The following is a 12486-nucleotide window of genomic DNA, read 5'->3' as shown; positions in this document are numbered from 1 at the left end:
ACGATGGGTGGTTGTTGAGAACCACTGTGACATATTTTTTACCGCACCATACTCGTGGGCAACGCCACGGTTGTTGCGTGTGGGCTGCATGCCGTAGTGGGCGCACAGCGCATCGTAACGCGTGGTCAGATCCTTGCGCGCGTCGGCATCGAGATTGCGGAACGCCGCCGACAGGCTGTCGCTGCGGTGCTCGCGCGGCGCGCCCCCGAGTGCCCAGATGGCGTTCTGCAGCCCTTCGGCCAGCGCGACATAGCTCTCGCCGCCGAGAATGACGTGAGCGTGCTCAAAGCCCGAGCAGGCCAGCCGGAAGTGATAGAGGCGGTGGTCCAGCGTGACACCCGCCACGGTGACGCCCAGGCTGTCCATCTCTGTGAAGTCGGACAAGCCTAGCTGACCGGGCTGGTGTACCTGACGGAACATGACGTCACGTTCCTCGCCATGGAGTGCGCGCCAGTCTCGGATACGCCGCTCGAGTGTGCGGCGCACGTTGCCCCGGAGGTCGGGATGGCGCCGAAGCATCTCGTCCAGTACGGCTATCGGCCGGATGCCGGGAGCGGACTGGAGCAGTGGCACGATCTCCGTGTCAAAGATCGCGACCAGGGGATCGGCCCGCCGACGCCCGCGCGGGACCTTCTTCTGCGACGGCAATCGCGGGTCCTCTTCGATGCGATAGCCCGTGGCGGCGCTGAACCCAGCGCGCGCAGCCGCCTGGGACGGCCCCTCCTTGAGTCTGTACTTCATGTAGAGCCTCATCTGATGGTCGTTCACGTGTCGGCCGGGCAACTCAGCCTCCCTTCGCTACATGGAAGAGCTGTTCATACCCGATTTACCGCGACCACCGACAAGGCACCCCGACAGCGGGGGGCTCCTCGGCGCGGCGTTGCGGCAGCGGTTCCGGGCTACGCCCTCCACCGCTGCCGCAACGCCAGTGCTCTCATCCTGATTGACGCGCTGCTCTCATCTTGTTTGACGCGCGGCACGCTGGGCACATCGCCTGGGCGGACAGCTTACCGCGCCAGCGTCTGCAGGCGTTCATTCGCCGCCCGACGGTCGAAACGCCCGTCCAGCCAGATCAACAATTCGTCGGCCTCGATGCGCAGATCGTCCATGTCAATCTGGCCTTCGCGTAAAGTCTCAATCCACTCGAGAAATTCGTGCTCGCCATAAACTTCCACAGCGTCCATGTATCTCTCGGACCCACCGGTATCTTCCGGAGGGCAGCGCCCGGCGCCGGCGATACAGCGAGGTGGTGGTCTTGACAGCTGGTCGCACGTTCGCCGCTCGACGCGCACGTCATGTAACCACCACGAGTTGAAATCGTACACGTAGACAAAGCGCTCATGTTCGTGCAGGCCAAACGCTGCCAGCGACAGGGTTTCTGGGCCGTCGAAGAACTGCAACGCGCCGTCATGATGTCCACCATAACGCCAGCCACGGATGATGAACCGGTGCAGGTGTTCGTCGTTCCAGCCCATGGCGAGCTGCATCACATGATGCAGTTGCGCAATCGTGACCCGCTCGGGAATCAGCACCCGCCGCCAGACCGGCGGGCTGACACCGCGCAGACTGATTCGCAACTGGAGGACTGAAGGCGGATCGGAAGGGTCGGAGTCCATTGACCCACTATAGACTTCCTATCGGCCGTACTCGCTGCAACTCGACTTCGCCCCTGCTTTGGCGCGGTCTCCCGCTTACGTTCACACACTCGAGCACGAGCCTGCCGATCGAATGCTGGCCTTTCTCGCGCAGGAAGGCGTCGGCGCCGACCAGCCGGTAACTTTCCTGTCCGACGGCGGCGACACCGTGCGGCGCGCCCAGTTGGACTTAGGCGATTGTGGCGAGAGGGTACTCGACTGGTTTCACGTCGCCATGCGTGTGCAGAATCTCGAACAAATGATCAAGGGGTTGCCGGACCGCGACGAACGGCGATCCGTCGACGCGCTGGTCGATGGGCTGCGCGGTGCAAAGTGGCACCTTTGGCACGGTTGCCCTTATCCGGCGCTCCAGCGGCTCGAAAGCCTGGGCTGGGAACTCGCTACGGATGGCAGTCCCGAGGAGGCCAGGCTGCTGGCCAAACTGGAGGAGTTCGTCGGTTACCTCGAGAACAACCAGCGCTTTATAGTGAACTACGGAGACCGCTACCGTCATGGCGAGCCGATCACCTCGAGCTTCGTCGAGTCGGCTGTCAACCAGGTGGTCAGCAAGCGCTTCGTGAAGCGGCAGCAAATGGCGTGGCGACCGGCTCATGCGCAGGGCCTTCTGCAGGTGAGGACAGCAGTTCTGAATGAGCAGTTGCGCTCATGCTTCGAGCGATGGTATCCGGCGCTCGCTGTCAACGATCATGCTCACGCTATCGCGGGATAGAGCCCCCGCTTTGGCGCGGTCGCGTTTGCAGCATGATCCACGGGATCGCGCTCGCGGTGTCCGTCAGGCCGGACAGCTTGCCGGCATGAAGTGCTGCGACGACTGTTGCGGCCGGGAGAAAGCCGGTCGCCATGAGGAAAAGGCTCGCCAGTACGCAGCCTAGCCACGCATCGCGTGGTCGGCGCGCCACGATGACGAACTGCTGATAGTCCGATCCTGTGATCACCAGAAACCCGACTGCAGCGATGGCCACCAGTGTTTCGGCGGGTGGCGTGGCGCCTGTCTGTCTCAGCCAGAATGAAACCCGCAATTGCGCGTGATCCGACTCGCTGCGGCGACAACAGCCTCAATCACGTTTTGTCGTTTGAGTTCAGGGCTGAAGTGCTTCGAGTAAGCGACACTGATCGCTGTCCGCATCTGCCCGCTGACATCCCCGACGAGGGCGCCTACTGAGGAGATCCCCATAACCTGTTCGTCCTCGATCAGAGCATATCCGTCGGTCCGAATCTTATGCAAGGACGCAACAAGTTTTTCCGGGTCGGTAATCGTCTTGGCCGTGCTCTGCTCCAGCGGTTCTAGTCGCAGCAGTTCAAGGGCCTGGTCGTCAGGGAAGGACGAAAGGATGGCCTTACCAATGGCCGTATTGTGTAGTCCAATAGGAGACCCGGGTTGTACCCTGACGGTCACTGGTCCCTTGCCGTCGACACAAAGCAGATACATTGGGGTTTTGTCCTGAAGCACGCCAAGATAACCATCGATACGCATGCTGTCAGCCAGCAACTGGAGTTCTCCGCGGGCCTCCAACAACAACGTGTCTCGCGCCATCAGCGCTGCCCCCATATTCAACGTCTGGTACCCGATACTGTACCGACGCGTAACAGGGTCTCGTCTCAAATAATGCTTTGCGGTCAAGGTGTTGAGGAGACGCTGAACGATGGCCGGACTTAAACCGAGCCGACGGGATATTTCTCGAGGCCCCATCGGCTCCTGCGACGCATTGAGTAGCTCCATGACGTCGAGGCCGCGCTCAAGTGATTGACTCTTCATTGGGTCTTGTCTATACGAAAGCCTGGCGGCCTATGGATGGTCGGGTTGGGCGATGGGCCCTTACTTTACCCGATCTTGGCATAGTTCCCGAGTCGAATGGGTCAAAAGCTCGTGTCCGTCATCCGTGATGATAGCCGTATCTTCCACCATCATGCCGCCCCAACCGAGTTCGTAGTAGGGGGTCTCGACGCAGAAGACCATGCCCGGTTCGAGTAGGACGTTCGAATTGGGGGCGATGGGGGGAAATTCATGGGAATGCAAACCGATGCCGTGGCCACAGTGACTCCGCTGGTAATCCGGCAGCGCACCTTGCCGAACAGTGTCGATAGCGATCTTGTAAATGTCGCTGGCCAACGCGCCTGGTCTCAAGGCCGCAATTTGCGCCTGCTCGCCGGCAAGCAGTGCCGCGTAGCGCTCGGCTTGTTGATCGCTTGGGCCCCCAACCGTCAGAGTACGGGCCATGTCTGAACAGTATCCCTGTACGGTGCAGCCAATGTCCATGCGCACGAGGTCTCCGTTCTCAAGGCGCTTGGCGCGAGCGTAGGCATCAACCCGTGAGCTGCGCTCGCCGGACGTAACTACGACGAAGCGCGGGATGCCCCCCCCTTGAACGATAGCGCCGTTAATTTCGCCTGAGATATCGAGTTCCGTGACGCCAGCTCGAATCATAGGCACGATGGATTCGAGCGCTTTGTCGGTGATGCGTGAGGCATGACGCAGCAATGCGAGTTCGCCTGGCAATTTCGTTGCGCGCGCTCGCTTTAACGAAGGCGCCCCGTTTTGGAATGCCACCTGAGGGAATTGCTGCCAAATTATCCGTGCCAATTTTTCGTCGCGCGTGTCCAGGCCCACGCGGCCGCCGCGGATTTCGAAGCTACGTAATGCGGACACGATCGTATCGACAAAATTGTCACCCGGTGCCGGCATGTCTGCATAGCCGGCCACTCTGGCCGTTGCGCCGACGTAAAAGACGCCGTATCGCCAGATGCACGATGGGTCTTCCAATTCCTCCAAAGCAGCGGCTGCATCGCTCGCGCCAGTAATCAGGGCCACCCGATCGCGTGTTGCGATCGCGGCTTGCGCATATGGACCAGCGTCCTGAAGGATGCTCCGGTAGCCCGTCAGGTAACCGACGTGGACAGGGTCCGTAGTGATGATTGCGTCAAGTTCCGGCGCAGCCGAGAAGAGTTTTTGCCTGCACGAGAAGGCAAGGCTGAGGGTGTGTTGCTCGAGAGTATCGACAAAGCTCATGGATTTCTCCGTTCTGGTGACTGTACCTATTATAGGAACGACGTTCCGATAAAGCAAACCATGTGTCAGCGCTCGTTAACCCCCATAACGTTGCCCGTGCCCGACGTCGATAATAACGGAACAGTGAACCGATATTCGGAACAGACGGACAGCAGGATGTGGGTCTGTCACTTACCTTTCCTGGAGGAGATCGACGATGTTCAAAAAGAGGCTTGGTACTGCGATGTTCGTGTGCGTCGCGGCTGCGGTGTTCGGGCATTCGGCTGCCGTGCTGGCGGACGGCAACGTGACGACCGCTAAGTTGGCTGTCGGAGCTGCGCCCGATGCCCCACCTTTCTCGTATATCCAGGGGGGCAAATTTCTTGGAATTAGCAACGACATCCTGCAGAGGGTAGGGAAGCTAGAAAATCTTGATATGCGTTATCAGCAGATGGCATTCGACGGTTTGATTCCGGCACTCCAGGTTGGACAACTCGATATCGCCGTAAGCGGTATCTTCATTACGAAGGAACGTCAGGCAATTGTGGACTTTTCGACGCCTTATTTCGTCGAAGGTGCTCTCGTCGTAGTTCCGGTGAACAGTGCAATCAAGAGCCTTGCCGAACTCAAGGGCAAAACGATTGCTTGCGAACAGGGCTCTGCCGCACTGAAAGTAGCGCGTGAGCACGCGGCTGAATGGGGCGTCACGCTGCGCATCCTCCAGGATCCGGCAAGTATGCAACTTGCGATGAGATCGGGTGACGTGGCCGCGATGATCTACGACTCCGCACTGGTGAACTATCAATTGCGAATCGAAGGTGCCAAGCCTACGATCAAGATCGTGAGTCCTGTGCTAGATCCGACAGGTATCGCGTTCGCCTTCCCGAAAGGCAGCAAGTGGGTCGCAATCGTCAACCGGGGCATCGCGAAATTGAAAGCCAGCGGCGAATTGGATGCCATTGCGAAGACTTACAACATGAATTGAGGTGCAGCTACTCATGAAAGATTTGAATTGGCTTTGGGATTACCTTCCTTCTCTTTGGGAGGGGTTGAAACTAACGGTGATCCTGACAGCGACATCGATGATTTTCGGCGGCGTACTAGGTTTGCCTCTCGCGTTTATGAAAATGTCCAAGTTCCGCTTAGCGGCTTCGCTTGCCGGAGCATATGGAACCGTCATCCGCGGCATGCCGCTACTCGTCCAAATTTTGCTAGTTTACTTTGGTCTACCCGTGTTGACGGGTGTTCGGACACCCGCAACAATTGCCGGCGGAATTGCCATGGCGCTATACACGGCGGCGTTTCTGGCCGAAGTCTTTCGCTCAGGGATTCAGGCAGTCGATCGAGGGCAAATGGAGGCTGGACGTGCAATCGGGTTTGGTCATTGGCAAACCATGAGACTGGTGATTATTCCGCAAGCATTTCGAACCATGATTCCGAATTTGGCGAATCAGCTTAGCATCACGCTCAAGAATACGTCGCTTTTGTCTGTTATAGGTGTAACGGAACTCACACTCGCTGGGCAGAACATTTACATGCAGAATTTTGACATGATCCGTGTCCTCTCGATAGTGGGCGGCATGTATCTTGTCATATACCTCATAGCCGAACGCATGACCGGCTATCTCGAACGAAGGGTTTCTCGATGAATGCGCCAATTCGTCTTCTTTCTGAGCTCGGAGGTCAATCCGAGCCAGGTGCTAGCGCGCACCAGGTTGCAGCCGAAAGTGTCTCCATGATTTCTGCGAGCGGTGTCGAAAAAGCGTTTGGATCAGTTCAAGTGCTCAATGGCGTTAGCATGTCGGTCGCCGAGGGCGAGGTGGTTTCCTTAATCGGTGCATCTGGATCTGGAAAATCAACGTTCCTCCGCTGTCTGAATTTACTCGAGACGCCGGACGCTGGAACCATACATATCGACGGCGAAGATGTGCTAAGCAGGCGGTACGACGTAAACAAATTGCGTCGAAAGATCGGCATGGTGTTTCAGAACTTCAACCTGTTTAGCAATATGACGGCACTCGAGAACGTGACTCTCGGACCGACGAGGTTGCTGGGGATGTCAAAGCTGCAGGCGAGGGAAGAAGCTGAGGAGCTATTGGCTAAGGTGGGCCTGATTGAGAAGGCCGGTGTAGTGCCGCAAAAACTGTCCGGCGGGCAGAAGCAGCGCGTCGCGATCGCCCGCGCGCTGGCCATGAAGCCGCGTGCACTTCTCTTCGACGAACCGACGTCGGCGCTTGACCCTGAGATGGTACGTGAGGTGCTGGACGCCATCAGGAATCTCGCCCGCGATGGGATGACGATGGTTGTTGTTACCCATGAAATGGGGTTTGCTCGTGAGGCAAGCAAGCGCGTCGCATTTATGCACGGCGGGAAAATCCTGGAAATTGGGCCGCCGGCCCAGGTGCTTGGCAATCCGCGTGAAGAACGAACGCGCGAATTTCTCTCAAAAGTGCTGTGAGGTGGCGCAAAAATGGCAGATCATGTTTTTGAACAATCGACTCTGTGCGTTCATAGGACTGGCGCGAGCACCGAGGGATTTCGGAGCTTTTCTACGCCGGTGTATCGGGCGTCCACGATCGTATTCCCAAGCGCACAAAGTTATCGCGATCGTTCCCTTCAGTTCCCGGACGGATATAGCTACGGGTTGATGGGGACACCAACGACCCGTTCACTCGAGGAACAACTGACCCGACTCGCAGGGGGCGTTCGTTCCGTCCTTGTTCCGTCAGGGCAAGCCGCTATATCAGTCCTCATGTTGACTCTATTGGCGCACGGCGATCATGTCCTGATTCCCGATAGCGTCTACCCGCCGGTGAAGGATTTTGCGGAGGAGGTCCTGCAGCGCTATGGAGTCGCGTTCGACATCTACGACCCGATGAACCTGCAGTCTCTGCGCAGCTCTATCAGAGTTGGGCGGACAAAGCTGATTTGGATAGAAGCTCCGGGTTCGACAACAATGGAAGTCTGTGACATCCGTGAAATAGTAAGTATCGCGAAAGAAAATGATGCGTTGACCGGTTGCGATAACACATGGGCAACGTCGATTTTTTGCAAGCCGATTTCGCTAGGCGTGGACGTCGTGGCTGAAGCGTTGACCAAGTATGTCGGCGGACATTCCGATCTTTTGCTGGGTGCGTTGAGCTTTGCGTCGATGGATGTTTATCTGCAGGTAAGAGAACAACTCGCAAATTTGGGCATAGGTGTATCGCCTGATGACTGCTCTCTAGCGCTGCGTGGCATTGAAACCATGTCAGTGCGCCTGGCACACGTCGGGTCGACCGCCCTGGAATTCGCACTGCGCTTGAAGGACCGCCCTGAAATTGCCCGTGTTATTCACCCGGCGCTTCCGGAGTCTCCCGGACACGAGTATTGGAAGCGGGACTTTCAGGGGAGTACTGGCGTATTTTCTGTCCAACTGCAGATGCAAGACACGGCGCAAATCGACCGGGCACTGGGTCGTCTTGAATTGTTCGCAATCGGCGCGTCATGGGGAGGGACGCGAAGCCTCGTTGCACCGATGTCGCTCGATGGGCAACGTAGCTTTGGAGCGGGCAGTTGTAATTCAACGTATTTGAGATTCAGCGTCGGATTGGAAAGTCCGCTCGATCTTTGGCGTGATATCGAGCGATTGTTGTCAGCCCTTTAGTTAATTTTGTTCTATCGAGGAGGGGTACTTTTGATATCCTCGGTGATGATGGTTGGCAAGGTGCCGTTGGAAATCGTCAGTTATTTTGTGTTGATGGTTTTGCTGGTGGTGTAAAAGGTGCTAAAGGTTGGGTTGACTGCCTGCTTGTGTGGTCGGCAAAGTTATTAATGTGCTGCCCATTTACTCTATAGTAACTAATTTTGTGCCGTCGCTAACTTTGGCTTGGTGGCGAGACTTAATTTTACGAGTAGTTTATTTCTTGTCGATTAAGTTAGTATAACTAATATCAAGAGGCGAATTGATTTTTAGATTGGCGATATCGGAGGCGGAGGAGATATGATGAATAGGATTTTTGCTGCAGCTGTACTTGGGTTGTCTGTAACAGTATGCCATGCTCAATCCAGCGTAACCATTTACGGGGTCGTGGACGACGCTTTCATGTTCAATTCCAACGATGGCGGAAAACATCAATACGCCTTGATGGACGGCGCGATGAATTCCAATCGTTGGGGATTAAAAGGAAATGAGGACCTAGGGGGCGGATGGGCTGCGCTGTTCGCCGTGGAGGGTGGTTTCTCCTTAAATTCGGGGGCGATGGGGAACAGTAACACGTTGTTCGGTCGACAATCGTTTGTCGGCCTTTCCGGCCCCTACGGCAAGGTGACGTTAGGACGTCAATACTCCGCTGGCGATTCTTACACCGGTGAACTGTCGGCGGGTGGGACCTGGGCGTTCAACGGTTCGGGCGCCGGGGCGCACCCGGCAGATGTCGATAATCTGGACGACTTCAGGTGGATAAACAATGCGATCATCTATGCCACTCCCGAGTACAGGGGGCTGAGCGGGAAAGTAATGTATAGTCCTGGCGGTGTTCCCGGTTCGACAAAACAGAACAGCATCATCGGATTAGGTGCAGGATACAATAATGAAAACCTACGCGTCGGCATCGGCTATCTTATAGTTAATAATCCGAATTATTCTTTTTACGGTAACAATGCTGGATCCAGTACGACCGGATCGAATTTCTGGAGTCCGGTTGATTCGGGATTCGCCTCAGCGGGGTCCGAGCGGATATTTTCTGTCGGTGCATCTTATAGTATTGGCCCCGCAACACTCGGCGCTGTCTACAGCAATACCCAGTTTAGAGATTTGGGGAGAACGCCGGTGGAAGGACTGACAGACACGGAAAATGCATATCGTGGCACGCAAACATTTAATATCGGCGAACTCAACGCAACATATCAGTTTTCGCCTGCGACGCTGATCGGGGTATCGTATTCTTATACGCATTCATCGGGCGTCACATCCGCCACTTATCATCAGGTAAACATCGGATTCGACTACAGCATTTCGAAGCGTACCGACTTTTATGGGGGTGTGGTGTATCAGCGTGCAGCGGGAACCGATTCGCGCGGCCTGCCTGCTGTAGCTAACATTGCAGCGGTTGATCCATCGTCTGGTCAAAACCAGACCGTCGCTCTAGTCGGAATAAGCCACAAGTTTTAAGTGGCTCGAGGCGGCCGTCACGAAAGTTGTGGGGGCCGCCTCCTGTCGGTTACTGAATGTCGATAGGTTCTTGTTCTGTGGATCGAAGTGACTGCCGGCATATTTGACAGGCGACTAGTCGACTGCGTCATTGAAATGGCACTGGCCGAATTCGTCGTGATGGATCATCGTATTTCCATTTGATCGGCTTGGGATTCTTGTTGTGCTCGCGGATGTAGCGCATCAGCTTGCGGTCCAAATCCTTCACCGTGGTGAAGATGCCTCGCGCAATTACATCGCGCTGGATGCGCGAGAACCAGTTTTCCACCTGATTCAGCCAAGAGGTATAGGTTGGCGTGTAATGCAACCGCACGTTGCGGTGTTGTCGCAAGAATTCGTGCACGCGCGGTGTCTTGTGGCTGCTGACGTTGTCGCAGATCACATGAATCTCTTGTTTGGGCCGCTGGCTGGCGATAACGTCGGTGAGGAAGGCCACGAACTGTTCGCTGGTATGGCGCGGTGCGGTCTTGCCGATGACTTCTCCGGTTGCCGTATTGAGCGCAGCGAACAGGCTAAGCGTGCTGTTACGTTTGTATTCGAAGCCATGGCTCTCGGCGCGCCCTGGCGACAGCGGTAGCATCCGATCCTTACGATCCAGAGCTTGAATTGCCGTCTTCTCGTCCACGCAGAACACCACCGCATGTGCGGGCGGGTTCAGATACAGGCCGATGACGTCTGCAGCCTTGGTCTCGAAGTCAGGGTCGTTTGAGACCATGTGCGTATCGAGTCGATGGGGGCGCACGCCGTGCTTGCGCCAGATGCGCTGTACCGTCGAGGCGCCTACATCGCCCAGAGCCGCCGCAAGCTTATAGCTGCTCCAATGCGTCGAGCCGTCCGAGGGCCGGTGCTTAAGCGTGAGATTCAGAACCCGCGCCTCGAGCTTTTCAGGCGGATGCACAGGAGCTCGTCCCGGATGGCGCGCGTACAGGCCTCCCAACCGCTCCGCCAAAAACCGACTCGACCAACGGGTAATGAAGGTATGCGATCCATCATCGACGCCACACAGAGTCGCATGACGAAGAACGTGAGGTGAGTCAGGAGCGTGGATCAGCGCAGATCGACCGGCAGCTTCCAAGGAAGCAGTGCGTCGTAATCGTCAATTGTTGTCGCCAGTGGTAGGCGCTGGAACAGCCAGGTGAGGTAGCGGTATGGATCGATACGGTTCGCCCGACACGTCTCGACCAGTGAGTAGAGATTCGCACTCGCGTTTGCGCCGTTCACGGTGTCCGCAAACAACCACGAGCGCCTCCCTACACAGAAGGGGCGAATTGAGTTCTCGCACGCGTTATTGCTAACTGGCCAACTGCCGTTCTCGATGTAGCGGATCAACTTCGGCCACTGTTCTCGCAGATAGGTCAGCCCCTTACCGAGCAGGCTTTTTGGTACGACATTCCGAGACTGCTCGAGTGCGAGCGCGTGAATGGCGTCGAGTACCCGAGCGCTGTATCGTCGTCGCAGACGCTGTCGTCGATCAGCCTCCCATTTTTCGCTGCGTGCCTCCGCGGCGAACAGCTTGCCAATCAGCTTGATGAAGCGCGTCGCGAGCAGATCTGGTGTGCGCGCCGCTTTCGGTACACTTTCTTCGGCTTTAACGAAGTACCGTCTCAGGTGCACCCAGCATCCGAGGTGCTCGAGTTGGTAGCGCTGCGCGATGTCGTTGTAGGGCTCGTAACCGTCCGTCATAAGAACTGCGCCCTTGCGGATACCGGCGAATAGCTTGTCGGCCAGCCTAGTTCCACGTCCCGGCGTATAGCTGAAACAGCGGATGGGGATCCCTGTGCCGGTCATCTGTGCCCAGATATAACTTTTGGTTTGTGGTCTGCGTCCCTTCTCTTTTAATACCTGGAGCGTCGTTTCATCGCAGTAGAGCAGATCGGCATCAAGCAACGCGTCGCGCATCAGGTTGATCACGGGCTGCGTCGCGAGGCCGACACGGACCATGCTCGCGGCGAGCGTATTCGACGAGATATCGCCGCCGAAACGACGCAGTAGACCAGCCTGACGATAGATTGGCATACCAAACTGATATTTTCCTGTGGCAATCCACGCGAGTGCTGATTCGCTCAGCAGCCCGCGAGGTATGATGCGCGGTGGCGCTGGCGTCACCTTGATACCAAGTTCGCAGCACGGGCATGCATACTTGACGCGCTGGTGCTGGATCACACGAAGCTGCTCGGGTATTACGTGCAGCTGCTCGCTGATCTCCACGCCGAACTCGACGAGCGCGTAACCGTCGTTTGCACAGAAGCGTTCGTCTTCGGGAAGTTCGTGCCGCACAATGTCGCGCGGCAGGTTGGGATCGAGCGGCTTACGATGACCGCGCTTCTTGCGCGTATGTGCCGCGACCGTCGATTCTGGAGTTTCCTCCAGGGCGGGCGTGTTACCTGAGCCGAGCACTTCCGCTTCGTTGAACAAGCCAAGCTGATCTGAATTCCGCGCTTCGCTCTTCGCGCCGAACAACTCGTGACGGTAGGCCCGCAGGCGCTCCTCGGCAAGATCGCGTTCGGCCGTCACGAGCCTCAGGGCTCCGCGTAACGCCTCCTGTTCCTCGCGCAATGCACGAGCAGCATCGCGTTCGGCGAGTAAGGCTTTCAGTTCCTCGGCGGTGATCGTCACGTTGTCCGGCATGCCTGATTAGACCAGCATGGCTACCA

At 57.0% G+C, this 12486-nt stretch carries 10 protein-coding genes and 3 pseudogenes; 6 read left to right on the top strand and 7 right to left on the bottom strand.

What is annotated here, in order from left to right:
- Window positions 1–33: 33 nt before the first annotated feature.
- Window positions 34–753 (bottom strand): annotated as a pseudogene (istA, locus tag M3I53_RS28850) (IS21 family transposase); the annotation flags it as partial.
- 254 nt (window positions 754–1007) lie between these two features.
- Window positions 1008–1616, bottom strand: coding sequence for a plasmid pRiA4b ORF-3 family protein (locus tag M3I53_RS28845; protein ID WP_254319237.1), 609 nt, complete (start codon window positions 1614–1616; stop codon window positions 1008–1010).
- Window positions 1617–1689: 73 nt separating this feature from the next.
- Between M3I53_RS28845 and M3I53_RS28840 the strand changes: the two are divergent.
- A pseudogene (locus M3I53_RS28840) lies at window positions 1690–2364 on the top strand (ISKra4 family transposase); the annotation flags it as partial.
- Here M3I53_RS28840 and M3I53_RS28835 read toward each other — a convergent pair.
- The 3 genes from M3I53_RS28835 to M3I53_RS28825 are packed head-to-tail and all read right to left on the bottom strand — an operon-like array spanning window position 2351 to window position 4662.
- On the bottom strand, window positions 2351–2617 hold the full coding sequence (locus tag M3I53_RS28835; protein WP_254319236.1) for a hypothetical protein: 267 nt from the start codon (window positions 2615–2617) through the stop codon (window positions 2351–2353). The pseudogene M3I53_RS28840 and the gene M3I53_RS28835 sit on opposite strands and share 14 nt — an antisense overlap.
- Window positions 2618–2652: 35 nt before the next feature.
- Window positions 2653–3411, bottom strand: a complete 759-nt coding sequence (locus M3I53_RS28830) for an IclR family transcriptional regulator (protein WP_028209118.1) — start codon at window positions 3409–3411, stop codon at window positions 2653–2655.
- A gap of 60 nt (window positions 3412–3471) precedes the next feature.
- A complete protein-coding gene (locus M3I53_RS28825) occupies window positions 3472–4662 on the bottom strand; it encodes a Xaa-Pro peptidase family protein (protein WP_254319235.1) in 1191 nt (396 codons plus the stop codon).
- 196 nt (window positions 4663–4858) lie between these two features.
- Between M3I53_RS28825 and M3I53_RS28820 the strand changes: the two genes are divergently transcribed.
- The 5 genes from M3I53_RS28820 (at window position 4859) to M3I53_RS28800 (ending at window position 9793) form a co-directional block, all read left to right on the top strand.
- Window positions 4859–5626, top strand: a complete 768-nt coding sequence (locus M3I53_RS28820) for an ABC transporter substrate-binding protein (RefSeq protein WP_028209116.1) — start codon at window positions 4859–4861, stop codon at window positions 5624–5626.
- A gap of 13 nt (window positions 5627–5639) precedes the next feature.
- On the top strand, window positions 5640–6290 hold the full coding sequence (locus M3I53_RS28815; RefSeq protein ID WP_028209166.1) for an amino acid ABC transporter permease: 651 nt from the start codon (window positions 5640–5642) through the stop codon (window positions 6288–6290).
- An 86-nt stretch (window positions 6291–6376) separates the two neighbouring features.
- Window positions 6377–7099, top strand: a complete 723-nt coding sequence (locus M3I53_RS28810; RefSeq protein WP_254319272.1) for an amino acid ABC transporter ATP-binding protein — start codon at window positions 6377–6379, stop codon at window positions 7097–7099.
- 12 nt (window positions 7100–7111) lie between these two features.
- Window positions 7112–8287: a PLP-dependent aspartate aminotransferase family protein gene (locus M3I53_RS28805; RefSeq protein WP_051482105.1), complete on the top strand. Its 1176-nt coding sequence runs from the start codon at window positions 7112–7114 to the stop codon at window positions 8285–8287.
- Between the two features lie 336 nt (window positions 8288–8623).
- Entirely contained in the window at window positions 8624–9793 is a 1170-nt protein-coding gene (locus tag M3I53_RS28800; protein ID WP_254319234.1) for a porin, read from the top strand.
- A 127-nt stretch (window positions 9794–9920) separates the two neighbouring features.
- Here M3I53_RS28800 and M3I53_RS28795 read toward each other — a convergent pair.
- Window positions 9921–10808: pseudogene (locus M3I53_RS28795) on the bottom strand (IS630 family transposase); the annotation flags it as partial.
- A gap of 71 nt (window positions 10809–10879) precedes the next feature.
- Complete coding sequence (locus tag M3I53_RS28790; protein ID WP_133187338.1) at window positions 10880–12460, bottom strand: IS66 family transposase; 1581 nt, start codon at window positions 12458–12460, stop codon at window positions 10880–10882.
- Window positions 12461–12486 lie beyond the last annotated feature (26 nt).

It is taken from the genome of Paraburkholderia sp. CNPSo 3272, assembly GCF_024206495.1.
Classification (GTDB): Bacteria; Pseudomonadota; Gammaproteobacteria; order Burkholderiales; family Burkholderiaceae; genus Paraburkholderia.
This window is presented reverse-complemented; position numbering and strand designations above follow the sequence as displayed.